The sequence below is a fragment of the Sphingomonas sp. UYP23 genome (assembly GCF_054059235.1).
This window is the reverse complement of the sequence record NZ_JBSSBX010000001.1, coordinates 2398754-2424337: the sequence shown is the minus strand read 5'-3', so window position 1 is coordinate 2424337 and position 25584 is coordinate 2398754. Positions and strand designations below refer to the sequence as shown.

The 25584-nt window shown below is 63.7% G+C and carries 25 protein-coding genes, 1 tRNA gene and 2 pseudogenes; 9 read left to right on the top strand and 19 right to left on the bottom strand.

Going from position 1 to position 25584, the window contains the following annotated elements; genetic code table 11:
• Window positions 1-8 precede the first annotated feature (8 nt).
• From ACVWYO_RS11925 to ppc, 3 genes are all read left to right on the top strand, one after another.
• A complete protein-coding gene (locus tag ACVWYO_RS11925) occupies window positions 9-575 on the top strand; it encodes an HNH endonuclease (protein ID WP_457351015.1) in 567 nt (188 codons plus the stop codon).
• A gap of 64 nt (window positions 576-639) precedes the next feature.
• The gene (locus ACVWYO_RS11920; RefSeq protein WP_457351013.1) at window positions 640-1038 is read left to right on the top strand and encodes a calcium-binding protein; all 399 of its coding nucleotides are present in this window, start codon (window positions 640-642) and stop codon (window positions 1036-1038) included.
• Between the two features lie 46 nt (window positions 1039-1084).
• A complete protein-coding gene (gene ppc / locus ACVWYO_RS11915) occupies window positions 1085-3763 on the top strand; it encodes a phosphoenolpyruvate carboxylase (RefSeq protein WP_457351011.1) in 2679 nt (892 codons plus the stop codon).
• Window positions 3764-3801: 38 nt separating this feature from the next.
• Here the strand turns inward: ppc and ACVWYO_RS11910 are convergent, their stop codons facing one another.
• The 7 genes from ACVWYO_RS11910 to ACVWYO_RS11880 all read right to left on the bottom strand — a co-directional run bounded on the left by ACVWYO_RS11910 (window position 3802) and on the right by ACVWYO_RS11880 (window position 10437).
• On the bottom strand, window positions 3802-4428 hold the full coding sequence (locus ACVWYO_RS11910) for a YbhB/YbcL family Raf kinase inhibitor-like protein (RefSeq protein ID WP_457351009.1): 627 nt from the start codon (window positions 4426-4428) through the stop codon (window positions 3802-3804).
• Window positions 4429-4492: 64 nt separating this feature from the next.
• A complete protein-coding gene (locus ACVWYO_RS11905; protein ID WP_457351007.1) occupies window positions 4493-4882 on the bottom strand; it encodes an acyl-CoA thioesterase in 390 nt (129 codons plus the stop codon).
• Window positions 4879-5454, bottom strand: a complete 576-nt coding sequence (locus tag ACVWYO_RS11900; RefSeq protein WP_457351005.1) for a DedA family protein — start codon at window positions 5452-5454, stop codon at window positions 4879-4881. Before ACVWYO_RS11900 ends, ACVWYO_RS11905 begins: the two co-directional genes overlap by 4 nt.
• A 126-nt stretch (window positions 5455-5580) precedes the next feature.
• On the bottom strand, window positions 5581-7641 hold the full coding sequence (locus ACVWYO_RS11895) for a S9 family peptidase (protein WP_457351003.1): 2061 nt from the start codon (window positions 7639-7641) through the stop codon (window positions 5581-5583).
• Window positions 7642-7694: 53 nt separating this feature from the next.
• Entirely contained in the window at window positions 7695-9146 is a 1452-nt protein-coding gene (locus ACVWYO_RS11890) for a methyl-accepting chemotaxis protein (protein WP_457351001.1), read from the bottom strand.
• Window positions 9147-9154: 8 nt separating this feature from the next.
• Window positions 9155-9481: a hypothetical protein gene (locus ACVWYO_RS11885; RefSeq protein WP_457350999.1), complete on the bottom strand. Its 327-nt coding sequence runs from the start codon at window positions 9479-9481 to the stop codon at window positions 9155-9157.
• Between the two features lie 23 nt (window positions 9482-9504).
• A complete protein-coding gene (locus ACVWYO_RS11880; RefSeq protein ID WP_457350997.1) occupies window positions 9505-10437 on the bottom strand; it encodes an IS5 family transposase in 933 nt (310 codons plus the stop codon).
• Between the two features lie 350 nt (window positions 10438-10787).
• On the opposite strand from ACVWYO_RS11880, the gene ACVWYO_RS11875 reads away from it, so the two are divergent.
• Window positions 10788-12581: an aminopeptidase P family protein gene (locus ACVWYO_RS11875; RefSeq protein WP_457350995.1), complete on the top strand. Its 1794-nt coding sequence runs from the start codon at window positions 10788-10790 to the stop codon at window positions 12579-12581.
• Here ACVWYO_RS11875 and ACVWYO_RS11870 read toward each other — a convergent pair.
• Window positions 12571-12696, bottom strand: a complete 126-nt coding sequence (locus ACVWYO_RS11870) for a hypothetical protein (RefSeq protein WP_457350993.1) — start codon at window positions 12694-12696, stop codon at window positions 12571-12573. The two genes, ACVWYO_RS11875 and ACVWYO_RS11870, sit on opposite strands and share 11 nt — an antisense overlap.
• Before the next feature lie 81 nt (window positions 12697-12777).
• Here ACVWYO_RS11870 and ACVWYO_RS11865 point away from each other — a divergent pair.
• Window positions 12778-12852, top strand: a tRNA-Thr gene (locus ACVWYO_RS11865).
• 453 nt (window positions 12853-13305) lie between these two features.
• On the opposite strand, the gene ACVWYO_RS11860 is transcribed toward ACVWYO_RS11865, so the two are convergent.
• A complete protein-coding gene (locus tag ACVWYO_RS11860; RefSeq protein ID WP_457350991.1) occupies window positions 13306-13644 on the bottom strand; it encodes an alpha/beta fold hydrolase in 339 nt (112 codons plus the stop codon).
• Between the two features lie 130 nt (window positions 13645-13774).
• Window positions 13775-14411: pseudogene (locus tag ACVWYO_RS11855) on the bottom strand (SOS response-associated peptidase family protein).
• A 60-nt stretch (window positions 14412-14471) separates the two neighbouring features.
• Here ACVWYO_RS11855 and ACVWYO_RS11850 point away from each other — a divergent pair.
• Complete coding sequence (locus ACVWYO_RS11850) at window positions 14472-15308, top strand: DUF3800 domain-containing protein (protein ID WP_457350989.1); 837 nt, start codon at window positions 14472-14474, stop codon at window positions 15306-15308.
• 213 nt (window positions 15309-15521) lie between these two features.
• Here the strand turns inward: ACVWYO_RS11850 and ACVWYO_RS11845 are convergent, their stop codons facing one another.
• From ACVWYO_RS11845 to ACVWYO_RS11815, 7 genes and pseudogenes are all read right to left on the bottom strand, one after another.
• A complete protein-coding gene (locus tag ACVWYO_RS11845; protein WP_457350987.1) occupies window positions 15522-15779 on the bottom strand; it encodes a hypothetical protein in 258 nt (85 codons plus the stop codon).
• A gap of 95 nt (window positions 15780-15874) precedes the next feature.
• Window positions 15875-16249, bottom strand: coding sequence for a hypothetical protein (locus ACVWYO_RS11840; RefSeq protein WP_457350985.1), 375 nt, complete (start codon window positions 16247-16249; stop codon window positions 15875-15877).
• 126 nt (window positions 16250-16375) lie between these two features.
• Complete coding sequence (locus ACVWYO_RS11835) at window positions 16376-16567, bottom strand: DUF6961 family protein (RefSeq protein ID WP_457350983.1); 192 nt, start codon at window positions 16565-16567, stop codon at window positions 16376-16378.
• A gap of 314 nt (window positions 16568-16881) precedes the next feature.
• A pseudogene (locus tag ACVWYO_RS11830) lies at window positions 16882-17190 on the bottom strand (IS110 family transposase); the annotation flags it as partial.
• Window positions 17191-17344: 154 nt separating this feature from the next.
• Window positions 17345-18151 carry an IS21-like element helper ATPase IstB gene (istB, locus tag ACVWYO_RS11825; RefSeq protein ID WP_457354905.1) on the bottom strand — a complete coding sequence of 269 codons (807 nt, stop codon included), beginning with the start codon at window positions 18149-18151 and terminating at the stop codon, window positions 17345-17347.
• A gap of 11 nt (window positions 18152-18162) precedes the next feature.
• Window positions 18163-19683 carry an IS21 family transposase gene (gene istA, locus ACVWYO_RS11820; protein ID WP_457349514.1) on the bottom strand — a complete coding sequence of 507 codons (1521 nt, stop codon included), beginning with the start codon at window positions 19681-19683 and terminating at the stop codon, window positions 18163-18165.
• A 47-nt stretch (window positions 19684-19730) separates the two neighbouring features.
• A complete protein-coding gene (locus tag ACVWYO_RS11815; RefSeq protein ID WP_457350981.1) occupies window positions 19731-20201 on the bottom strand; it encodes a MobA/MobL family protein in 471 nt (156 codons plus the stop codon).
• A 195-nt stretch (window positions 20202-20396) separates the two neighbouring features.
• Here ACVWYO_RS11815 and ACVWYO_RS11810 point away from each other — a divergent pair, with 195 nt between their 5' ends.
• The 3 genes from ACVWYO_RS11810 (at window position 20397) to ACVWYO_RS11800 (ending at window position 23471) form a co-directional block, all read left to right on the top strand.
• Window positions 20397-21329, top strand: coding sequence for an IS5 family transposase (locus ACVWYO_RS11810; protein ID WP_457350979.1), 933 nt, complete (start codon window positions 20397-20399; stop codon window positions 21327-21329).
• A 272-nt stretch (window positions 21330-21601) separates the two neighbouring features.
• The gene (locus ACVWYO_RS11805; RefSeq protein ID WP_457348493.1) at window positions 21602-22681 is read left to right on the top strand and encodes an IS630 family transposase; all 1080 of its coding nucleotides are present in this window, start codon (window positions 21602-21604) and stop codon (window positions 22679-22681) included.
• A 148-nt stretch (window positions 22682-22829) separates the two neighbouring features.
• Window positions 22830-23471, top strand: coding sequence for a recombinase family protein (locus tag ACVWYO_RS11800; protein ID WP_457350977.1), 642 nt, complete (start codon window positions 22830-22832; stop codon window positions 23469-23471).
• A gap of 312 nt (window positions 23472-23783) precedes the next feature.
• Here ACVWYO_RS11800 and ACVWYO_RS11795 read toward each other — a convergent pair.
• Window positions 23784-24913, bottom strand: a protein-coding gene (locus ACVWYO_RS11795; RefSeq protein ID WP_457349017.1) for an IS3 family transposase whose coding sequence is annotated in 2 segments (ribosomal slippage) — window positions 23784-24652 and window positions 24652-24913 — 1131 coding nt in all. Because the reading frame shifts where the segments join, the coding sequence is not laid out codon by codon here.
• Window positions 24914-25055: 142 nt separating this feature from the next.
• On the bottom strand, window positions 25056-25415 hold the full coding sequence (locus ACVWYO_RS11790) for a hypothetical protein (protein ID WP_457350975.1): 360 nt from the start codon (window positions 25413-25415) through the stop codon (window positions 25056-25058).
• Window positions 25416-25584: the final 169 nt, after the last annotated feature.

The following is a 25584-nucleotide window of genomic DNA, read 5'->3' as shown; positions in this document are numbered from 1 at the left end:
GGGCCGAAGTGTGCCATCCCGATCTGATCCGCCACCCCGATGGCTGTCCCGCGCTCGTGCTCAACGCGGACTACACGCCGTTGAGCTATTATCCGCTGTCGGTATGGCCGTGGCAGACCGCGATCAAGGCGGTGTTCCTCGACCGCGTCGACATCGTCGCCGAGTATGAGCGCGAGGTGCGCAGCCCGACGCAACGCATCAAGCTGCCCTCGGTGATCGCGCTCAAATCCTATGTCCGCCCCAGCGCCTTTCCCGCCTTCACGCGCTTCAACCTGTTCCTGCGCGACAAGTTCGTCTGCCAATATTGCGGCGCGGGCAACGACCTGACCTTCGACCATATCGTGCCGCGCGCGCAAGGCGGCCGCACGACGTGGGAAAATGTCGCCACCGCCTGCTCGCCGTGCAACCTCAAGAAGGGCGGGCGCACCCCGAAACAGGCGGGAATGCCGCTCCACATCGACGCGATTCGCCCGACGAGCTGGCAGTTGCAGGAACACGGCAGACGCTACCCGCCCAATTTCCTCCACGATACCTGGCACGATTGGCTCTATTGGGACGTCGAACTCGAAGCCTAGGTCAATCGATAGGGCCGGAACGATCGACCCGGCGCGCCGTTCACCCCTGCAAAGGGAGAAACCGATGCGCCGGCTGATGATCACGACCTGTCTGTTACTGGTGGCAGGATGCGAATCCAAGCCGAGCAACGACGAATTTGCCGCCAATTTCGTGCCGCCGACGCTGCTCAAGCGCGCCGAATATGAAACCGCGCTCGAAGCGCGCTGGACGCGGCTGGACCGCAATCTCGATGGCGCGATCGAACAGTCCGAGGTCCCGGTAAAGTATGCCAAACGCCTGAATGCGCTCGACGCCGATCACGACGGCAAGATCTCGCACCGCGAATTCATCGGCGGCAGCCTCGCGCGCTTCGACCGCGAGGATAGCAATCACGACGGCCTGTTGACCAATGTCGAGAGCAGCGCCGCGCGGACAGCCGAGGACGCCGCCGACGCCGCATCCGCGCCGACCACCGCGAAATAACCGACAGGCGATTGACCGCGATGCTGCCGCAGTGCAGCATCGCGGCATGGCTGACCTCCCCGGAATCGCAAACAATCCCGACATCCGTTTTCTGGGCAAATTGCTCGGCGACGTGATCCGCAATTATGGCGGCGAAGCGTTGTACGCGCGGACCGAATCGATCCGCACCGCCTCGGTCGATCGCCATCGCTCGAAAAATGGCGACGGCGGTCCCGAAGCCGATCTCGGGCTCGACGCGCTGAGCCTCGACGAGACGCTCGATTTCGTGCGCGGCTTCATGCTCTTCTCGATGCTCGCCAATCTGGCCGAGGATCGTCAGGGTGTCACCGCCGAGCAGGGCGCCGATGTTGCCGCCGCGCTTGAACGCCTCGCTGGCGAGGGGATCGACAAGGCGCAGGTGATGGACCTGCTCGGCCACACGCTGATCGCCCCGGTACTCACCGCGCACCCGACCGAGGTGCGCCGCAAGTCGATGATCGACCATCGTAACCGGATCGCCGCCTTGATGCGGCTGCGCGATGCCGACGTGACCGAAACCCCCGATGGCGACGATGTCGAGGAAGCGATCCTGCGCCAGATCGCCTTGCTGTGGCAGACGCGCGTGCTGCGCCGCGAGCGGCTCTACGTCACCGACGAAGTCGAGATCGCCCTCTCCTATCTCCGTGACGTCTTCCTGCCCGCGCTCCCCGCGCTCTACCAGCGCTGGGACCGCGCACTCGGCGAGCGCGTGCCGAGCTTCCTCAAGCCCGGCAGCTGGATCGGCGGCGATCGCGACGGCAATCCGTTCGTCACCGCCGACAGCCTCAAGACCGCGCTCGCCAAGGCGAGCGAGGCGGTGCTCGGTTACTATATGGATGCGGTCCATGCGCTCGGCGCCGAACTGTCGATCTCGACCCAGCTTGCGCCCGCCGACGATGCGGTGATCGCGCTCGCCGATGCCAGCGGCGACACTGCCGAGAGCCGCAGCGACGAACCCTATCGGCGCGCTCTGTCAGGAATCTACGCCCGCCTCGCCGCGACGCATCTTGCGCTGACGGGCAAGCCCGCGCCGCGTGCCGCCGCGCTCAAGGGCGAGCGCTATGCCGATCCGCAGGCGTTCCGCGCCGATCTCGTGACGATCGCACGCGCGCTGCGCCACGATGGCGGCGCGCTGTCGTCGGGCGGTGCGCTCGGCCGGCTGATCCGCGCGTGCGAGACCTTCGGCTTCCATCTGGCCACGCTCGACCTGCGCCAGAACAGCGCGGTGCACGAACGCGTCGTCGCAGAACTGCTTAAAGTGGCGGGCGTCGAGGGCGATTATCTCTCGCTCAACGAATCGCAGCGCGTGTCGCTGCTGCGCCACGAACTGTCGAACGCGCGGCCCTTGGCCAGCCCGTTCGCCGATTATTCGGACGAGACGAAGTCCGAACTCGCGATCGTCCGCGCCGCGGCCGAGGCACATGCCACGTACGGCCCTGCGTGCATCGTCCAGCACATCGTCTCGATGGCGCAATCGGTGTCCGATCTGCTCGAGCTCAACGTGCTGCTGAAGGAAGTCGGCCTCTATCGCGGGGGAGATACGCCGACTGCGGCGATCATGGCGGTGCCGCTGTTCGAGACGATCGGCGATCTCGAGGCGGCGCCCGGCATCATGACCGAATGGTTCTCGCTCCCCGAAGTGCGCGGCATCACCGCGGCGCGCAGCTTCCAGGAAGTGATGATCGGCTATTCCGACAGCAACAAGGATGGCGGCTATCTCACCTCGACCTGGAGCCTGTCGAAGGCCTCGACCGCGCTGAAGGGCGTGTTCGCGGGGGCCGGCGTCGGCATGCAGCTGTTCCACGGCCGCGGCGGCGCGGTCGGACGTGGCGGCGGCTCGGCGTTCGCGGCGATCCGTGCGCAGCCGTCGGGCACGGTGCAGGGCCGCATCCGCATCACCGAGCAGGGCGAGGTAATCGCGGGCAAATACGGGACGCGCGACAGTGCGATCACCAATCTCGAGGCGATGGCCTCGGCGACATTGCTCGCCAGCCTCGAGCCCGATGCGCTGTCGGCGGCCGACACGCAGCGTTTTTCGGCGGCGATGGACACGCTCTCGGCCTCGGCGTTCGCGGCGTATCGCGACTTGGTCTACGGGACCGAAGGCTTCCGCACCTTCTTCCGCCAGATGACGCCGATCGTCGAGATCGCCGGTCTCAAGATCGGCAGCCGCCCGGCGAGCCGCACCAAGTCCGACAAGATCGAGGATCTGCGCGCGATCCCGTGGGTGTTCAGCTGGGCGCAGGCGCGCGTGATGCTGCCGGGCTGGTACGGCGTCGGCCAGGCGCTGAGCAGCTTCGAGGACAAGGGGCTGCTCGCCGAGATGGCGCAGGGCTGGCCGTTCTTCGCCGCGAGCCTTGCCAATATGGAGCAGGTGATCGCCAAGTCCGACATGGATATCGCCGCGCGCTACGCGACGCTGGTCGAGGACCACGCGCTCGCCGATGCGATCTTCCCGCGGATCGTCACTGGCTGGCAGCAGGCGCATGACGGCTTGCTCGAGATCACCGGACAGACGCGGCTGCTGCAGGCGCACCCCGCGCTCGACGCGTCGATCCGGCTGCGGCTGCCCTATATCGAGCCGCTCAACCTGCTCCAGATCGAACTGATCAAGCGCCGCCGCGCGGGCGACGAGGATGAGCGGATCGGCGAGGGCATCCTGCTGTCGATCAACGCGATCGCGACGGCGCTGCGGAACAGCGGCTGACCTAAAAGCCCCTCCCCTTCAGGGGAGGGGCGCAACACCTACGCTACCGCTGGTCCGCCAATAGCGGCCGCGTCACCCACCGGCGCATCGACGACTTCGCCGCGCGAATACAGCCCGGTCAGAATTCCCGCGCCGATCACATGCCCCGCCATCGCATTGAGCACCGCCCCACGCCCCGGTCCGTCGCCGAGATCCTCGGGCGGGCAATCGAGCGCGAACAGCTGGAAGACGTAGCGATGCTCGCCATGCCCGCTGGGCGGATCGGGCGCGAGCCAGCCCTGCGACAGGAACGAGTTGATCCCGATCGCACCCGCCGCGCCATCGGCAGCGATCGCGCCCTCGGCGAGGCCCGTCGTCGCGACGTTCATGCCCCACAGGATCGCATGCACCAGCGGCGCCGGCGTCGGCGAATCCGCATCCTCGACGATCAGCGCGAGGCTCTGCGTCCCCGCCGGCGCATCGGCCCAGTGGAGCGGCGGCGAGACGCCCTCGCCATCGGCGGTGAAGCGCGCCGGCATCTCGGCGAAATCGCCGAACGCCGGGCTGCTCAGCGCGATCTCGACCGCGCCGACGCCGAGCGAGGGATGGACGATCGCGAGATGCTCGGCACCGGCGCGGATATTGCGCAAACTGGCGCCAAGCCATTCGGGGACATGTTCGAGCATTGCTGCGGCCTTTCAAAAGCTTGAGACAATCAAGCCCCTGGCAGGCGTACAGGTTCCGCCTGCGTTACAAAAACGGCGCGGAGATCTCCTCGCGGACGCGCGCGAGCCGCCCGGTCGCGCGGTCGAGCATCGCCCAGGTCGTCACCGCCTCGACCTTCACCTTGTCGTCGCCACCGGTGAAACGCACGTGGCGGTCGAACCGCGCGCCCTTGGGCGGCGCGGCGATCCAGGTCTCGCCCGTTACCGTCTCGCCCGCGCTGACGTTGCCGCGATAATCGATCTCGTGCCGCGTCACGACCCAGACATAGGCCGCCTGATGCTCGGCCGGCGCCACCGCACCCCAGTGCGCGACCGCGATTTCCTGGATCCAGCGCACCCACACCGCATTGTTGACGTGCCCGAGCTCGTCAATGTCGGCCGGGGTCGCGGTGATGGTCTGGGCAAAGCGCGTCATGCGTCGCTTTGACCACGCGACCGCCACCACTGCACGCCGCCGACGATCGCCGCGATCGCGACAATCCCGCCCGCGAGGTACAGCACGGTGTGCCCGTGCGGCATGAAACGACCGAGCAGCTTTTCGAAACTGTGTCCGAACAGATAGCCGATACCGGTGAAGGCGATCCCCCACACCACCGCCGCGACCGCGTTGATCAGAACGAACAGCCGGGTCTCGACCTTGGTCGTGCCGATCGCCACCGGGCTGATCGTGCGGAAACCGTAGATGAAGCGGAACGCGAAGATGAAGCCGATCGGATAGCGTTCGAGCAGTCCGAGCGCGCGTGCGAAGATCGGCCGCTGGTGCATCCGCCGCACCCAGGCCTTGTCGCGGAAATAGCGCCCGGCGCTGAAGAAGATCTGGTCGGCGACGAACGACCCCGCCGCCGCCGCCGCCATCGCGCCGGGCAGCGGCAGCAGCCCCTTGTGCGAGAGCAAGCCGCCTGCAATCACCACCGTCTCGCCTTCGAGCCCGGCGCCGAGGAACAGCGCCGCCAGGCCGTATTTCGCGATGATCGTTTCGATGGTCATCGGCGCATAACCCTCAACCCGTCACCTCGGGCTCGTCCCAGGGTTCACTGTGCCACAAATTTGCGGCGGCCGGACGCGAACCCCGCTGGGCCCCGGCACACGGCCGGGGTGACGAGTCGGCGTGAATCACCCCGCGACGCCGAGTTGCCACAGCACGAAGGCATGCTCCTCGGCCGCCTCGCGCAGGCTTTCGAAGCGCCCCGACTTGCCGCCATGCCCCGCGCCCATATTGGTCTTGAGCAGCAGCACGTTGCTGTCGGTCTTCACGCTGCGCAGCTTGGCCGCCCATTTGGCGGGCTCCCAATAGGTCACGCGCGGATCGTTGAGCCCGCCCGAGATGAACATCGGCGGATAGGCCTGCGCCTTTACCTGGTCATAGGGCGAATAGCCCCGGATCAGCTCGAACGCGGCGGCATCCTCGATCGGATTGCCCCATTCGGGCCATTCGCCCGGCGTCAGCGGCAGCTCGGCATCCATCATCGTGTTGAGCACGTCGACGAACGGCACGTCGGCAATCACCGCGCCCCACAGGTCCGGATCCGAATTGACCACCGCACCCATCAGTTCGCCACCAGCCGAGCGCCCCGCGATCGCGATCTTGCCGGCCGAGGTCCAGCCGCCCGCGATCAGCCCCTTCGCCACATCGACGAAATCGTTGAAGGTATTGGCGCGCTTCTCGAGCTTGCCGTCGAGATACCATTGCTGGCCGAGATCGTCGCCGCCGCGGATATGCGCGATCGCATAGGCAAAGCCGCGATCGAGCAGCGACAGCCGCCCGGTCGAGAAGCCCGGCGGGATCGCATAGCCGTATGCGCCATAGGCATAGAGATAGATCGGGCGGCTGCCGTCGCGCGGGAAGTCCTTGGGATAGACGATCGACACCGGCACCTCGGTGCCATCGCGCGCTGCAATCTTGAGCCGCTCGGTGCGATATTTGTCGCCGTCATAGCCCGACGGAATTTCCTGCACCTTGAGCGTCGTCAGCGTGCCCGTCGCGACATCGTAATCATATTCGGTGCCCGGCGTGACCATCGATTCATAGCCGACGCGCAGCACGTCCATCGCATATTCGGGATTGTTGCCGAGACCGGCGTCATAGCTCGCCTCGGGAAAGACGATCCGCTGCGGCGCGATTCCGTCGTCGTAGCGGTGGATCTCGATCTGATCCAACCCGTCCTCGCGCCCGTCGACGATGAAGAAATCGCGGAAGCAATCGATTCCGGTCATGTAGAAATGCTTCGACGGACCGATCTTCTCGACCCATTCGCCCGGTGCCGAGATATGCGCGGTGCACAGCCGGAAATTGGGATCGACGTCGTTGGTGTGGATGAACAGCGTGTCGCCGTGCATGTCGACATCGTATTCGCGCCCCACCTTGCGCGGCGCGACGCACAGCGGCGTGGCGAGCGGGTCGGTCGCCGGCAGCAGATAGATCTCGCTCGTCACATGGTCGCCGCTCGACAGCACGATCCACTGGCGGTCGCTCGTCTCGCTGACGCCGACGCGGAAGCCTTCATCGGCTTCCTTGAACAATTCGACATCGTCGGCGACGGGCGTGCCGAGCCAGTGCAGCCGCGCATTGTCTGTGCGCCACTGCTCGTTGGCGAGGCCGTAGAGGAAGCCCTTGTCGTCGGCGGTCCAGACGATCTCGGAGAGCATGCCGGGGATGACGTCGGGCAGATGCGCGCCGCTCGTCAGATCCTTGACGCGCACCTCGAAGCGTTCCGAGCCATTGTCGTCGATCGCATAGGCCAGCAGCCGCCCGTCGTTCGACACCGAGAAGGCGCCGAGTCGGAAATATGCCTTGCCCTCGGCGAGCGCGACCTCGTCGAGGATCAGGTCGGGATCACCCCCGCCGACGGGCTTGCGCCACCATTTGCGATATTCGCCGCCGGTCTCGAACGAGGTCCAGTAGAGCCACTCGCCATCCTTCTGCGGAACCGACGAATCGTCTTCCTTGATGCGCGCCTTCATCTCGGCATAGAGCCGGTCGATCAGCCCCTTGTGCGGCGCCATCACGCCTTCGAAATAGCTGTTCTCGGCGGCAAGATAGGCGAGCACATCGGCATCGTCGACCTCGGGATAGTTGGGGTCCTTCAGCCACGCATAGGGGTCTTCGATGGTCACGCCGTGCGCGGTGAAGCTGTGGGCGCGGGTCTGCGCGACGGGCGGGGTAAGGTCTGTCATCCCCGATCCCTACCCGCTCCTGCCCGAACAAGTCGAGATGCGCGCAACGCCGATCAGGCGGAGACCAACGGCCCCGACCTGTGATGGGTCAGCCGCGCGAACGCCCCCGGCGCCGCAAGTGCGGGCGCGCCGTGCACGCGGCGCGCGCCGTTCGCCCGCCGGTCGAACGCCACGCGCACATCGCGCTCGCGACGATCGTGGCGGAAGGCGCCGGCATGCTCCGCCAGCGCCGCGATGCCCTGCGCGAGCGACGCCGCTGCGGCCAGGGTTTGCTCGACCATCGCCGCATTCTGCTGCGCGATCCCATCGAGTTGGTGCACCGCGCCCTTGATCTCGCCGATTGCGGTCGCGAGCGCGGCATTGTCGTCGGCGATGTCCCGCGTCAGATCGGCAGCTTCGGCGCAGCGCGCGAGGATCGTTTCGAGCGCGCCATCGACCTGGCCGACCGCACCGACCGCGATCCCGACTTCGTCCTGCGTCGTACTGAGCTGGACCCGCGCGCGCTTCGCCTCATCCTCGGCGCGCATCGCCAGCGTCGAGACCAGATCGGCGACCACCGCGAATCCCCGCCCGGCATCGCCCGCGCGCCCCGCCTCGACCGCGGCGTTCATCGCCAGCACGCGCGTCTGGAAAGCGATCTTGTCGAGTCCCTCGATCACGTCGTCGATCCCCGCCGTGCTCGTCGACACGCGGCGCATCGCTTCGATCGCGTTATCGGTGCGCTTGCGCACGTCGCCAGCAGCGGCGAGCGTCTGTTGCGACCCTTGCGACGATTGTGCGGCGGCCTGCGCGGTGCTGCGCAACCGCGCGTCCATCCGCTCGATCGAGGCGGAGGTCTGTTCGATCGCGGCGGCGCTGCTTTCGGTGCGCTGCGCGAGATCACCCGCCGCCCGCGCGATCGATTCGGACGTGACGGTGATGGCGTTCGTCGTCTCGACCACGGTACGCACCATCGTGCGCAGCGTATCGACTGCGCCGTTGAGGTCGGCCTGGACGCCGGCATAGCCTGGCGGGAAATCAGCCGAAAGGCTGGGCCGCAAGTCGCCCGAGGCCATTGCGGGCAGCACCTGCCCGAGAGCGTCGGCGATGAAGGTCTGCTCGGCATGCGAGCGGGCATCCTCGGCGGCGCGGTCGTTCGCGGCGCGGCGGAAGACATCGACCGCACGCGCCATGTCGCCGATTTCGTCGGTGCGGTCGTCATACGGGACGGCGCGATCGGCGCCCTGTGCCAGCGCGATCGTCACGTCGATCACGCTGCCGAGCGGGGCCATGATCTTGCGCCGCAAATAAACTCCCGCGCCGATCGCCATTGCAAGAATGGTCGTCGCAAGCGCGAGCAAGGCGATCGACGCGGTCGCCACGATCCGGTCGGAGCGCGCCTTCAGCATCGTCTGATGCTGCCCGGCGAGCGTCACCGCGCGATCGATCAGCCCGCGGTGCGCCGCATACTCGGCCGACAGGCGATCGTAACTGGCGTGGACCGCCGCGGTATCGCCCGCCCGCACCGCGGCCGTCAGTTGCTCGACGCCGTCCCAGAAGCGCCGGGATCGACGGTGAGCGCGCGCACCAGCGCCGGATCGAGCTTGGCCGCGGTCCAATAGGCATGCCGGTCGTCATAGGCACGCCGCAGCGCCGCGAGCCGTGTCGCGCGCATTTCGATCTGTTCGGGATGGTTGGCGAGGAGGGTCGCCTCGAGAAACGGCTCGACCACATATTCGGGGGGCGGCAGGATATCGGCGACATAGTCCGAAGCGGACTGGATTTCGCTCGAGACCGGGCCACCGATCCGGACCAGATTGATACTGTAGGCGGGCTTTGTTGCATAATTACGCGAGAGCATGACCGACGTTTTACTTGAAGATGTTATTGGATGCGGACGGTCACCGGCGTTCCTATTTCGGAGAACCGATTGAGAATTGCAGCACGGACTTTGAGCTCGGTAATCTGACGATCGAAGGTGCGGGCGACAACGCGCTGGCCCAGGAGTTTGAAGCAGTGCATTTTGGTCTCGACCAGACTGCGGCGATGATAGCCGCTCCACTTTTTCCAGATTGCGCGACCAAGCCGCTTTGTCGCGCGTAGCGCTCCATTGCGTGCATCGACGCCGGGACCGCCTTCTGCCCATGGTTGCCCGTTGCGGCGGACCGGGATGACCGCATCGGCACCGCGCCCGGCAATAGCGGCATGGCAGTCCCTGGTATCATAAGCGCCATCTCCGCCGACGCTGAGTATCCGCTCGTCTCCGGGAATTTGCGCCAGGAGAACGGGCAGCGTCGGTGCGTCACCAATGGCATTCGTCGTGACCTCAATGGCCCGGATATCCAGCGTCCCAGCATCAATCCCGAGATGCACCTTGCGCCACTGGCGACGGTAGGACGGTCCGTGTTTGCGCGTCTTCCACTCGCCTTCTCCCGTCATTTTGATCCCGGTGCTGTCGACCAGCAGGTGCAGTCCGCCCGAGCTGATCCGCCCGCCGAGGTTGACCTTCAACGTCTTCTGCCGTCGGCACAGCGTCGTATAATCCGGCACCGGCCAATCCAGTCCCGCCATTTTGATCAGGCTCGAAACCAACCCCGTCACTTGCCGCAAAGGCAGGTTGAACAGCGTCTTCAGCGTCAGGCACAGCTCTATCGCGCTGTCTGAAAACCGCATCGGGCGACCAGGGCGACCACACGGCTTCGAAAGCCAGTGCATCTCCGGATCAAACCATATTTCCAGCGACCCACGCCGCTTCAGCGCCGCATTATACTCAGGCCAGTTCGTCGTACGATACACAGGTGCGGCAGGTTTGGGCATTACGCCTATCTATACCGCTCGATTCCCTGCGTGAATCCCCGCCATCAGTTTTGCAACAAAGCCCTGTAGGCGGCAACCGCGATCGCCAGCAGGACGATCGTGATGATCAACACGCTGCCGAGTTGGAGGCGCTTGGCGATCGACATGGCGAGACATTTCTTCCGGAGAAACCGACACGCTCATTATAGCCGATCCGCGGACCGGCCGGGTGCGCCGACGCATCAATATGGTCGGGCCTGTCGCGCCCACGCGCGCAATCTGCCAAGGTCGGGCGACGTCGCGACCGATCCCGCTGGGATGGGCCGCCCCGCAACCGCCGCTCTTGTTTCCAGCAGCCACGAGAAAAGTGCATGTCGATCCGCTCCACCCGCCTCGCCGCGCTTCGCGCGCACCTCCAGCAATCGCGTCTCGACGGGTTCGTCGTTCCGCTGACCGACGAACATATGAGCGAATATGTCGGCGCCTATGCGCAGCGCCTCGCCTGGCTGACGGGCTTCCAGGGCTCGGCCGGGAGCGCAGTCGTGCTTGCCGATAGCGCCGCGATCTTCACCGACGGGCGCTACACGCTGCAGGTGCGCGAACAGGTGTCCGCCGCCGATTGGGACTATGTCGCCGTCCCCGCGACGAGCATCGCCGCCTGGCTCGGCACGCACGCGCCCGCCGGCGGGCGGATCGGCTATGATCCGTGGCTCCACACCCGCGCCTGGGTCGAGGAGGCGCGCGACGCGCTGGCGACGCGCGGCGCCGAGCTCGTCGCGGTCGAGGCCAACCCGATCGACGCCGTCTGGAGCGACCGCCCGATCGCCTCTGACGCGCCGCTCGTCGTGCAGGACGAGGCGCGCGCCGGCGTCGGCTCGGCGGCCAAGCGCGCACAGATCGCCGACTGGCTGGCCGAGACCGGCGCCGATGCGGTGGTGCTGACCGCGCTCGATTCGATCGCCTGGGCGCTCAACGTGCGCGGCGGCGACGTCGCGCACACCCCGGTCGCGCTGGCCTATGCGATCGTCGATGCCGACGGCACCGCCGATCTGTTCGTCGCGCCCGAGAAGGTGAGCGACGCAGTGCGCCAGCACCTCGGCAATGCGATCCGGCTCCACCCGCGCGCCGCCTTTGCCGAAGCGCTCGGCCGCTATGCCGGCAAGCGCATCGCCGCCGATCCCGAGCGCGCGGTCGCCGCGATCTTCGACCGGCTAGATCGGGGTGGCGCGAGCGTGCTCGCGCTGCGCGATCCGGTCGTGCTCGCCAAGGCGGTGAAGAACCCGGTCGAGATCGCCGGCCACCGGACCGCCTCGGCGCGCGACGGCGCCGCGCTCGCCAAATTCCTGCGCTGGGTCGAGGCCGAGGCGCCCAAGGGCGGGCTCGACGAACTCGCGTGCGTCGCCAGGCTGCAGGATTTCCGCGAGGCGACCGGCGTGTTGCTCGACACATCGTTCGACACGATCTCGGCGACGGGGCCCCACGGCGCGAGCCCGCATTACCATTCCACGCCGGAGTCGAACGCGCCGCTCGAACCGGGCCAGCTCTATCTCGTCGATTCGGGCGGGCAATATGCCGACGGCACGACCGACCTGACGCGCGTCCTGCCGATCGGCGAGCCTACGCCCGAAATGCGCGACCGCTTCACGCGCGTGCTGCAGGGCCATATCGCGCTGGCGACCGCGGTCTTCCCGCTCGGGACGACCGGCGCGCAGCTCGATCCGTTCGCGCGGCGGCCGTTATGGGCGGTCGGGCTCGATTATGCGCACGGCACGGGCCACGGCGTCGGCGCCTATCTCTCGGTCCATGAAGGCCCGCAGCGCATCGCCCCGCCGAGCTATCCCGGCGGCGGCCCGGCCGAGCCGCTGCGCGCTGGCATGATCCTTTCGAACGAGCCTGGCTATTACAAGGCAGGCGAATACGGGATCCGGATCGAAAATTTGATCCTGGTCGAGGACCGCAGCTTCGAGGGCGGCGCGCCGATGCTGGGGTTCGAAACGCTGACCTTCTGCCCGATCGAGCGCTCGCTGATCGTGGCGGACATGCTCAGCCCGGCCGAACGCACCTGGCTCGATTCGTACCATGAACGCGTCGTCGCGGTGATCGGCGCGCATCTCGATGCCGATGAGCGCGCTTGGCTCGACGCGAAATGCGCGCCTATCGTGTGACGTCGTCGTCGCGCGGTGCCGTGTCGAGCGCCCGCTCGCGCCCCTTGCGGCGCTTGAGGTTCTCGCGCAGCGCCGCGGCGAGCCGCGCAGCTTTTTTGTCGTCTTTGCTGCCCATCTGTAACACGCTCCTTGACAATCCCCGCGCCAACGGGTCTTAGGCCGCTTCCGCAGACGCCGTAAGGTGCTTTGCGGACATGCTGCCGTAGCTCAGTGGTAGAGCGCATCCTTGGTAAGGCTGAGGTCGTGAGTTCAATCCTCACCGGCAGCACCATTTTTCAATGACTTAGCGTCGGCGAGCCTTCGGGCTCGCCGAGCGTGGCAAGCACCCAGCAAGCACTTCGGCGCTCCTTCCCCCTCTTTCGCTGTGCGATGGGGCGAACGGCCGGCACGACGAACGGCTGATTCTGGTGCTGCGCGCATTCGTCTCGGATGGTGATCGATCCATGAATCGGTCGCGGGTTTCGCGCGGAAGACGAAATCCGGCCGGTCTCACATGGATTGCGATCCACATCCCACCACCCCAGCACGGGCGGTAAAGGCGGCCCGGCTTCGGCGGCGTCAGGGGCGTGAAGACCGAATTCCGATCGACGCTCCGAACGTCCGGTCTTCCGCAATGAAGCAGGTCCGAGACGGAATGGAAGCGCATGAGCATCAGCACAGACCAATCCGACGACGCGTCCGCGACCGCGTCAGCCGCCACCACACCTCCACCGAGATCACGGTCTCACGCGGCCTGGCCGGGATCCGATTGCGCCGCCAGGATGCCGATCATGGAACTGACCGAATGGCCAACGAAGACCGCGTTCCTTAGGCTTAGCTCACGACCTATATCGACCAGATCATCCGCATAGCCTTGCAGGCTGTCATATTTGACGGCGTCATAGGCGGAAAGGTCAGACCCCCCTGCGCCAACGTGGTCGAACAGAACCGTCTTGAAATCCCTTTCGAATGCCGGTGCAACCAGGCGCCACATGTTTTTGTCGCAGCCGAAGCCGTGAGCGAAGACCATCGATCGACTTCCGCCGCCCAAAGCGCTGATGTTATTCCGTTTGAGAATCGACACCCTGCATCCTTACGCCGATGCCGGCGTGCCCAGCCATGACGTAGCGCCGACAGGCCGGGCGCGCGACCGCAATCTTCCGGCAAGCGGGGATGCCGCACGTTGAGCGTGCCATGAGCCAGTCAGAGCCGACTTATTTTTCGTCTCGCCGCGTCGGGAACACCGGCCCGCGCACAACCATGCGCTCCGCCGGATAAGGCTGCTGCAGCGCCACCACGTCGTCGTAGCTGCCGCGCAGCCAGCGCTCGTGGTCGGCGCGCTTAAGCACGGTGATCATCGCCTTCGGGTGGATCGGCGCGACCAGTTCGTTCGGATCGCACGTCACCATCGTGAAGCCGCTGCCCTTGGCGGTGCGCTGCCAGAAGCCCCGCGACCGCGAACAGCGGCTGGTCGGTCACCTTAAACCACATCTCACCTTTGAGCGGCTTCTTGCCGTCGCCGAGATCATGCGCCTCAGGTGTTTATTCGCAGAACTCGCTCAGCGGGATCAGGCAGCGATTCTCAGGCTTGGCGGCAAGCGCACGCCACTGCGAGAGGCCGAGGTTGCGGACATTCGTCATCGGCCAGGCGGCGCCACCGCCGAGCACGTCCCACGACATAATGTCGAGGCACCGACCGCGATCGGTCTCACGCACGACATACGCCCGCCCCCGGGGCATCAGTTCGATCGGATTGAATCGATTATCCATCGGACGGTCGACGCCGAATACCGTGCCGAAGTGCGTGTGAAGTGTCTCGGGTTCGTAGCTGTTGCGGGCGCGGTTACACATCGTGGCTTCTCAAATACCCGGATTCGACTCGATACGTGATGTTGATCTAGCATCGTGTGGATGGAGCCGCCGCTAACGATCTTTATCGACGAGGCTGGCGATCCTGGCGTGCGCGATGGTCTGCGGTATCTCGGCGAGCGACACGAATGGCTGTGTCTAGCTGCCGCGGTCGTTCCGTCCGGGTCGGACGAACATCTCGTTCAATGGGTGAAAGAAATGCGGGTCGCCGCCCATTCCCATCAGCGCGGCTCCCTCCACTACCACCGCATCACACCGGGAAGACGGCGGGCGGTGTGCGCCGTGCTCGCCGAGAAACCCGTACGCGGCTTCGTGATGGTCAGCCATAAATCCAATTTGCGCGAATATGTGAACCCGCGCATCCGGCAGATGATCGCTGGCGGCACGTTCTATAATTGGTGCCTGCGGCTCTTATTGGAACGTGTGACTGCTTGGTGCGAGCGGTGGCAAAGACTCCGGCTGGACGGCACGATCCGTCCGGTTGAAATAGTTTTCGCGCAATCGGGCGCCCATGATTACGAGCACTTCTTCGCGTACATCGACAAATTGAGGATGCAGGCGGACAACGGGACTCTCTTCCTGAAGGGGCCCGGTCTCAACCCGAGAATGCTCGATCGAACGGCTTGGTCGGTACGGCCGGCTGAATCTTGGGCCGGGCTGCAGATAGCGGATACCATCGCGAGCTCGTTTTACCAGGCCGCCAACACTGTGGCGTCGACATGGGATATGGAACCAGCGACGGCATTGGCCCCGATCATGGCAGGAGCACCAGCGGGCAAGGCAGCCAACACCGGTGTCACGGTCTGGCCGCTGCCGGATCAGGCCGCGGTTCCGGACGATGCTCGCGCAATTTTTCGGAGATACGGCTACAGCTTCTGATTGGCGGGCCCCGGCCTTGTCTGCGCCGATCTAGCTGGTAGGTCGCCACGACTGGGACGGCCGTCTGATCGGTTGTCGCTTCGCACATGGGCTCACGACCAAGGTTGTTCCAGCGTATCCCGCCGCCAGCAGAATCTCATATTTCGGTAGCCAAATCAACGCCTTGCTAAGGCGTTGATCTGACTCGATTTTCAAACCGCGCGTGTCTTCGCGTCAATCCCGATGCGGGTAGTTGTACCGCGCCACCGGGTCCGCTTCCGTCCCCTTGGCGAAGATCACCGTGTCATCCGGGTGCATGTCCTGCTGCGCCCATCGATCCCAGGCGGGATGGATAAAGTCAGGCTTGCCCCAGATCTGCACAGCCGAATTATACTCGTCTCCGCGAAAGCCGACGAAGTGGAGCGCGGGTTTGATCGGCGCGAGCACAAGGCGGCCCGCATACCCATCTCGACGGCTACGAGCAATTGGCATAGCCTATCCACGGTCGTCGGATCAGGGAGGCGAGTGGCTTAGGCCACCTGACGGTATGACAATGCCGGATCTGCAACGGCCATGACACGATAGAGCTAGCGTTGAATACATAAGCGAAATTCTTGGGCCGCCGGCTGATAGTTTTTCCACTCAAAGGCCAGGTCGGCAAATTGCCATCTTGAATTAAACGCGCAGAACTCTTCGACGAGGCAAATACATTCGAGCTTGATTTCTTTGGCAGCTGTCACTTCGCTGGCCGTGCCGTTTAGGAGAAGTGGCTCGAAAATCTCGCGATGGACGAAAAGACTATAGATCGACAGCACTCTCGACATTTCACCCCGGCAACGTTCCAATTCCACGATGCCTTCGGTGCTTTGGACAGCGATATGCGGCGCAGAGTGGCTGATTATCCCCAGCATCCGATCACGGACCTGTCGATCGTTGAAAGCATAGCACATCCCCCATTTCACCGATGGATAGCAACCAACCGTGTCTAAAGCGTTGTAGTGCGGACGGGTCGGTAAGAAATCGAGGCGCTCCGCCGGAGCAGATGATGTTGGAGTGGACGGGCTCGAAGCCGCGGGCTGCGATATGCGCTATTGCAGCGAGCCGGCGGTCAACTGGTCAAGCCGAAAGGCGATCTCCTTCCATCGGTCTATGCCAACTTGATCGCCGTCCGCCGCGAGGGCGCTGATCCGCTCCGCAACATGGGCAGGGGCATGTAAACCGTGCACCCGGTGCACCGCCAGCGCTTCGGCCCAGCGTTCCTCGTCTGAGGTCACCGACATTCCCCCATGTGATAGCGGCGCCAATAGGCTTCCCATCGGACCGCGGCGCCGGCGGCGAGGATCGCGCAGAACAGCGACCGACCATCGGGCAACGTGCAGCGAGCGACGACGCGGGAATAGCTCTTGCCCATCGGTTGGCACGTCATCGTCTGGCGCAGCGTCAGCCGCTCGACGATAGCTCGGCTTCGCTCGGCCGCAGCATTCGAACACGTGTAGAAGCGAGGGTTCTCCTACCGTGGTCGTGCCCCCAACTTTGCCCAAATCCAGGTAGGGCTGCGTCAGCGTAATCTCCTTCTCCTAGGTTTTGGCGGCAACTACGCCGTGGGCGTGCTGACCTCGTGCGCGATCGCCCAGACAAAGCCGGCGAGTTGGCGCGCAATGGCTGTGGTCACCGTTGTGAGAGGTTTGCCGGCACGGCTAAGCTTACGATATTGAAGGCAGAGCCGTTCCTGTGCCTTCCAGGCGATCGCGCGTGCCGGCGGAGCGAGTTGCTCCTGCCGCAAAAGCTGTTCCCGACTGATCCGTGCCGGGAAACGATAGCTCCAGGCGGCCTCGATCAGCATCCGCCGCGCTGCCCCGTTCCCCGCTTTCGTGATACTGCCCTGCCGACGTCGCGTTCCTGTCAACGCCGGTATAAAATGGGGCCAGCCACCGGTTTAAAAGTGGGCCAGTCAGTTTAAACAAAAAGCCTCTGGTTGAGGCTGGGTTTGATCGGCGTCGGGGAAGCGGCTGTAGCGTAGCGGAAGCCGATTTCCCGACGCCGATTGCCGTTTGGGATCAGGTCATCCTGCTACCCTCCTTGTCCTTTTGGCGCTTACGGCTGCTGGCAAGGCGGAAGCTGTCACCATTCATCTCGAGGATGTGGACGTGGTGGGTCAACCGGTCGAGCAGCGCGCCGGTGAGGCGTTCGGAGCCGAACACCGACGTCCATTCATCGAACGGCAGATTGCTGGTGATCAGCGTGCTGCCCCGTTCGTATCGCTGGCTGAGCACCTCGAACAACAGCTCCCCGCCAACGGCGGTGAACGGCACATAGCCCAGCTCGTCGAGGATCAGCAGCTTGACCGAGGCCAGATGCTTCTGAAGAATGCGTAATCGCCGCTCATCCCGGGCCTCCATCAGGTCATGCACCAGCGCGGCGGCCGTGGTGAACGCCACGCTTTGGCCCTTCTGACAGGCAGCAAGGCCAAGCGCGAGGGCGGCATGGGTCTTGCCCGTGCCGCTGGGCCCCAGCGCGATGACATTGCGGCGCTGTTCGATCCATTCACCGCGCGTCAGTTCCAGCACCAGCGACTTGTTCAGCGAAGGCTGGGCAGCAAAATCGAAGGTGTCGAAGCTCTTGGTGTGCGGGAACTTTGCCATGCGGATGCGGCGTTCCACCATGCGGCGTTCACGGTCGATCCGCTCAAGCTCGCACAGCCGCAGCAGATAGCGCGGATAATCAGCGCGGTCCTGCGCGGCTTCAAGGGCAACCTTCTCATACTCGCGCACGAAGGTCGGCAGCTTGAGCGCCTTGAGGTGGTTGGCCAGCAGCACCGCAGGCGGCACACTGGTAGGGATCTGCGCCATAGCAGGCAGCGGCATCAGGGGTTCGCTCATGCCGGTACTCCTGTCGCTGAAGCATTGGCCTGAGACAGCAAGCCCATATAGGCACCTGGGTCGGTGCGTCCGACATCGGCGCGCGGCAGATGCGGATAAAACTGCAGGTCAAGCCGCGGTGGCCGCCGTTCAAGCCGCGCCAGCGCAATCATCTTTACCGCATCAAAGCTGATCGCCCCCAAATCCAATGCCCGCGCCACCGCCCATTCAACCTGGGACTGCTCGAAGCGCTCGCATAGCCGTAGCACCTGGATAAACTCGCGGCGCCCTTCCTTGCCGCTGCGCGCCTCCATCAACCGGCGAATACGGTGCATCGGCTCGGCCAGTACCCAGCCATCGAGCGGCGCGGCCTGATCAAGCGCGCGCGGTTTTTGCTCCAGCAGCGCCAGATAGTGCAGCGGGTTGGCGATGAAGTCTTCGCGTTCATAGCTGCGCGGATGCACCGCGATCTGTTCCCCCCGGCAGATTACCGCGACCCGATCGACATAGCCTTTGATCACCACCTCCTGGTGGGCATAGGCCGTTGGCACCGAGTAATCATTGGTGCGATAACGGACCAGCGACATCGACGAGGCGCGCCCTGTCACGATATGGCAAGGATCGAACGGCACCGCTGGCAGCGGCATAAACGCCGCCAGGTCGGTGGTCAGCCTGTTACCGATGCTCTGACTGTGCCCGCGCAGCACCGACTGCCTGCGCTCCACGCATTGTTCGAGAAAGCGGGCATTCATGGCATCAAAGCTGTCCGCCACCGGCATCGGCACCATGAAGTGCCGCCGCACATAACCGACCAGCCCTTCGACCTTGCCCTTGTCGTTACCCTTGCCAGGGCGGCCAAACTTGTCTTCGAACAGGTAATGGCTCTGCAGGGTCGAGAACATCCGGCTGCGCTCACGCTTCCCGTCACCCAGTATCTGCGCCACCGCCAGCTTGGTGTTATCATATAGGATCGAGCGCGGGATGCCGCCGAAGAAAGCAAAGGCCGCGACATGGCTCTCACAAAACGCCTCGGCCACCTCGGCCGGATAGGCCTTGAAGAACGGCGCGTCGCTGTGTGGCAGATCCATGCAGAAATAGTGGAACCGTATCAGCTTGCCGCCGACGATCCCGTCCGCCTCACCAAAGTCCACCTGTGCATGGCCCGGTCTGTGGCTCAGCGGAATGAATACCTCGCGGCTGCGTAACTTCGCGCCCGCGACATAATCGCGCACAATCGTAATGCCGCCGGTGAAACCATGCTCATCGCGCAACCGCTCGAATATCCGTCCTCCCGTATGCCGCTGCTTGGCATGCACCGTGCGGTCATCGGTCAATATCTGATCGATGATCTCGGTGAACCCCGACAGCTTCCGGCTGTACGTAACCCCGCATCGCCCGTGCTCCGGCGGCTCCGGAAAAACCAGCATCTTGTCGACCGTCTTGCGATTAATCCCATAATACGCAGCTGCGGCACGGCGGCTCATGCCGTCAATAATCACGGCATGGCGAACCTTCTGATAAAGCTCCACTCTCTTCACCCTCCGCCTCCGCACAAAAGCGAAGGTCTAGCAGGAGTGGCCCCTTTTTAATCCGGTGCTACCGCCCGATGAATGGCCCCTTTTATTACCGGTGTTCTCAGGTAGCCGTGCCGGTGCGGCGATGGGCCATCGCCGGCTACCTCGATCAGCGTCATATCGACCGGGAAGCCAGCCGTTGTGATATTTGCAATGGCGAAGCGGCGAAGGACATCGCCGGCGTTGGTTAGATCAAATTCGTCGGGAATCGAGAGATCGTACTGACGGGCGAGTTGGGTGTCCTTTCGGATTTCACTGGCTTCGAGGACATTCCACAGTGCCTCGCGATCGCCCAAGTGCGGCGGCGCGCCCTCGGGCAGCAGAATTTCGGACCGCTTAACCGTGCGTTTGTCGGTGAAATCCGAGAAGCGCCCAAGGCGCTCGTCGCGAAGGCGGCAGGCGTTCTGCCAGGCCGCAGTCGCAACCACGCTTTGCCCGACGGATCGACGGATAATACGCGCGTGAAAATGATAGACGGCCATGTTGCGGGGTCCGAGTTGGCATTTCTATCGACCGACAATATCGTCTCTAATCGTGTTGGAAAGCGTCGTGCACACCGAACCGTGAAAGTATGGCCGGGTCCAGCTCCTCGCCCTCCTTCATCGGCTCGACACGGCGTTGTTGCAAAACTGACGTTGGGGATTCCCGCAGGGAATCGGGCAAGATAGATGGGCGTAATGCCCAAACCTGCCGCACCTGTGTATCGTACGACGAACTGGCCTGAGTATAATGCGGCGCTGAAGCGGCGTGGGTCGCTGGAAATATGGTTTGATCCGGAGATGCACTGGCTTTCGAAGCCGTGTGGTCGCCCTGGTCGCCCGATGCGGTTTTCAGACGGCGCGATAGAGCTGTGCCTGACGCTGAAGACGCTGTTCAACCTACCTTTGCGGCAAGTGACGGGGTTGGTTTCGAGCCTGGTCAAAATGGCGGGGCTGGATTGGTCGGTGCCGGATTATACCACGCTGTGCCGACGGCAGAAGACGTTGAAGGTCAACCTTGGCGGGCGGGCCAACTCGGGCGGACTGCACCTGCTGGTCGACAGCACCGGGATCAAAATGACGGGAGAAGGCGAGTGGAAGACGCGCAAACACGGACCGTCTTACCGCAGGCAGTGGCGCAAGGTGCATCTCGGGATTAATGCTGGGACGCTGGATATCCGTGCCATTGAGGTCACGACGAATGCCATTGGCGATGCACCGACGCTGCCCGTTCTCCTGGCGCAAATTGCCGGAGACGAGCGGATACTCAGCGTCGGCGGAGATGGCGCTTATGATACCAGGGACTGCCATGCCGCTATTGCCGGGCGCGGTGCCGATGCGGTCATCCCGGTCCGCCGCAACGGGCAACCATGGGCAGAAGGCGGTCCCGGCGTCGATGCACGCAATGGAGCGCTACGCGCGACAAAGCGGCTTGGTCGCGCAATCTGGAAAAAGTGGAGCGGCTATCATCGCCGCAGTCTGGTCGAGACCAAAATGCACTGCTTCAAACTCCTGGGTCAACGCGTTGTCGCCCGCACCTTCGATCGTCAGATTACCGAGCTCAAAGTCCGCGCTGCAATTCTCAATCGGTTCTCCGAAATAGGAACGCCGCTGACCGTCCGCATCCAATAACATCTTCAAGTAAAACGTCGGTCATGCTCTCGCGCAGTTATGCAACAAAGCCCCTCCAAGCCCTGCTGCGCAGAGCTGAATCGCCTTTGCCGTGAGACCCACTGGAAGCATGACCGCCTTCCGTCAGCTTAGTACAGATTTGTCTCTAAGCCATAATTGACGGGGGTGGCAACACTCAATCGCGAGCGGCTAACTCCAGCTAGTGGTTATCGCCTGACAGTTGAGTCCGATTAGGGATTCCCGTCGCCGTTTTGCCGTGCGAGTCATCGGGGATGCGAAGTGGTATAATCATCGACCTTGCGTCGGCGGACCGAGAGCGTCTCGAGCGGATCTGCAAGGATCGTAACGCGCCCCAAAAGCACGTCTGGCGCGCCAAGATCGTGCTTTTGAGCGCCGAGGGGATCGGCACCAGCGAGATCATGCGGCGGACGGCCACATCGAAGACATGCGTGTGGCGCTGGCAGGAGCGGTTCATGCAGGAAGGGGTGGAGGGGCTGCTGCGCGACAAGACCCGTCCGTCGCGCATCCCTCCCCTAACCGCGGAGGTTGTCGCATGGGTAGCGAGCCGGACGCATGAGGCGCCGCCGGGTGAGACGACCCATTGGACAGCCTCGCTGATGGCCCGCGAAGCCGACATCAGCGCCAGTTCGGTTCACCGGATCTGGCGCGCCCACGGCCTCCAGCCTCACCGCGTTCGGCAGTTCAAGCTGTCCAATGATCCCGAGTTTATCGACAAGCTTCGCGATGTCGTGGGCCTTTATGTCGCGCCGCCCGCCCACGCGATCGTCCTGTCGTTCGACGAGAAGAGCCAGATCCAGGCCCTCAACCGATCCCAGCCCGGCCTGCCGCTGAAAAAGGGGCGGGCCGGCACCATGACCCATGATTACAAGCGCAACGGCACCACTACGCTCTTTGCCGCGCTCAACATCCTCGACGGGACCGTGATCGGCCGCAACATGCAACGGCACCGCCACCAGGAATTCATCCGCTTTCTCAATCTGATCGAAGCGCGCGTGCCCGCCGGCAAGGCGATCCATGTGATCCTCGACAATTACGCCGCTCACAAGCACCCCAAGGTTCGCGAGTGGCTCGAGCGCCACCCGCGCTTCACCTTCCACTTTACGCCTACGTCCTGTTCCTGGCTCAATGCCGTCGAGGGCTTCTTCGCCAGGCTGACCAACCGTCGACTCAAACGCGGCGTGTTTCATTCGCTCGTCGACCTTCAGGCCGCCATCAACCGCTTCCTGGTCGAGCACAACGAAAGCTCAAAGCCCTTCGTCTGGACCGCCGACCCCGATAAAATCATCGCCGCCGTCAGACGCGGGCACCAAGTGTTAGATTCGGACCACTAGTTAACGAAAACGGCGATTTGCTCCTGCCCGACATGTTCACCCGGTTGCCGAGCCGGGCGACCTGACATAAAAACCCTCTCCTGGGGGTTGGCGGGACTGCGCTTTTTCGCAGTTTCTTGGTGAAGCGCGTTGCGCAAAGGGCAAAAGATTGGGCAAGACCGTCGCTTTCCTCGCGCAAACCCCTGGCTCGGCGACGATTGAAGACCAACGTTTGTGTCTGAATCCTGGCGACCTGGAGATGCTTGCAGGGCGTAAGACCTTCAATCAGCTTGCCGATCTGCTCGACCGTAAAGGGATCGGCCTCGCCGCTGGCGACCGCGTCAAAGTATATGATCTTTCCTGCCTGGCACTCGCGACCCCGATGCTTATTCGCACGCTCACCAAGCTGCTCAGAAATGGCGTCAGCGTTGAAATCTGCACGCCAAAGATTGTCATCGAGCCTTGTGCCGACGACAAGCTGCATACCATGCTCGATGCCTTAGATAGCCACTATCGACACATTCACGGCATCAAGACACACCCCGCCGAGATGTCGCCGCCAGGCCGGAAGCGCCTACTCGGACCTGACAAGCTCCCGGAGATTCGTGAAAAGCTAAGCGCGCCCGGCGCGACCGCCACGGATGTCGCACAAGAACTAGGCGTCGCCCGGTCCACGCTCTTCAACTATCTCGAACGATACGACCTCGACCGCCGGGTTGCTCGTGACAAGAAGGGAGTAAACCGGCGTCTCGAGGATAGCAGCGATCACAGTGATGTCGCGGAAAGTGATCCCGGCGAGGCGACCGTCTAAGATCCGATCGACGCGACCCGCCGGAAGCGCGCTGAGCTCGGCAAGGGTGTTCCTCGAAAGACCTTTGTCGCGAAGCAACGCATTAACGCGATCTGCAAAACGGCACCGCAATTCCACCCCTACCGCCACACGCACTTCCTCGATTTCCCCTAGAGGGGTCCGTTCCGGTTGAGGGTACAATGATGCCCTGTTCGTGCCGCTAGCGAATACCGTACTAGAGACATGCCGAGGGGGCCGGGTTCGTCCAACCAGAGGTGGCTCCGCTTGTCTGAACAGGCTCGCGGTCTGGATAAGTGGACTACCGCGGGTTGATCATGCCGCTGCGAGAAGCGGCTGGTCGAAGTATACCTGGTCCGGTGTTCTGGCGCCAAGGGCTGAATGTGGCCGGACGCCGTTATAAAATGCGAGATATCGACCGATGCCGGCGCGGGCTTCGGGAACCGAGGCGTAGGCATTGAGGTACACCTCTTCGTATTTCACCGAGCGCCACAGGCGCTCAACAAACACGTTGTCCCGCCAGCACCCTTTGCCATCCATGCTTATTGCTATCTCTTCGCGGTGCAGGACGGCGGTGAAGGCCACACTGGTGAATTGCGAGCCTTGGTCGCTATTGAAAATGGAAGGCTTGCCGTACCGTGCGAGCGCTTCCTCCAACGCAGCGACGCAGAACGCGACATCCATCGAAATCGACACTCGCCAGGCCAGCACCCGTCGGGTGAACCAATCGACGATAGCCACCAGATAGACGAAACCGCGAGCCATTGGGATGTACGTGATATCCGTCGCCCAGACCTGGTTCGGCCGGATCACTGCCAGCTTGCGCAGCAGGTACGGATAGATCTTGTGCCCCGTCGCCGGTTTCGACGTGTTCGGACGGCGGTAGATCGCCTCGAGCCCCATTCGCTTCATCAGCGTCGCGACATGCCGTCGCCCGATGACCACGCCTTCCTGCCGGAGCAGATCGCGCAGCATCCGGCTGCCGGCGAACGGATAGAGCAGATGAAGCTCATCGATCCGCCGCATGATCAACAGGTCGGCCGGCGAGACAGGCCGCGGGAGATAGTAGATGCTGCCGCGGCTGATCTTGAGCTGCTGCGCTTGACGGGCCAGCGGCAGCTCATGGTCACGGTCGATCATCGCTTTGCGCTCGGCAACAGACCGGCCTTCCCGAGCGCACCGGCCAAAAAATCGTTCGCCAGCGTCAGCTCGCCAATCTTTGCGTGCAGCACCGTTATATCGACCGCTGGTTCGCTCGCTGCCGGCACCGCTCCGAACACGTCTGACGCCCCCTCCAGCAGCTTGGACCGCCACTGATTAATGAGGTTCGGGTGCACCTCATACTCCTGCGCCAGTTCGGCCAGCGTCTTCTCGCCTCCCACGGCAGCCAGCGCCACCTTGGCCTTGAATGCCGGGCTGTGGTTCCGGCGGGGTCGCTTGCTCATCTTGCCTCCTCTTCGCGGCCAGCATGGCCGCTCTCAGATCGGCAATCCACTTATCCCCGCTGTTCAGATTCCTAGAACCACCTCTAACCGCCCTCCCGCTGATCGCCATCATCGGATCGACCCCGGATGGCACAGCTGTAATTCAGGTATCAGACATAACCGCCAGTCCGCACAGGCCGTGCACAATCGCTGCGATCGAACCCCCGACCGCCATTGTCCGATTCCGGTTTTGCACTCCAATGGCGGCATCGGCCGCTTGGATGGCTGCGGCAGTGAAGATGATTACGACCGATACGGGCCCGCCAAAATGGAGCGGTACGAACGCAGTAATCAAAGCGAACGGAATAGCCCGCGCCGCAAACATTCTAGAGTAGAAGATCTCCCCCGCGCTGATAGAAGGAGAAGTAATCAATGCGGCGGGATTCATCAAAGCAATAGTTGCACCGATAAGAGATCCCAGCGCCATCAAAGCGTTCAACACTATCGGAAGATATTGCTGCATCGATTGGTCCCCAACAATCCATCTTGACGCACCTGTGCTGGCCTGTGCAAGCTGCACGCTCGATCATGATACTCTTTTGAACGCGGATCTGTTCCTTTGTGACCGCTATCGCGACCGCAATTGGCGCGTCTTGCAACGCCTTTGGCGTGATTTGCCAAAGGAAAGCCGT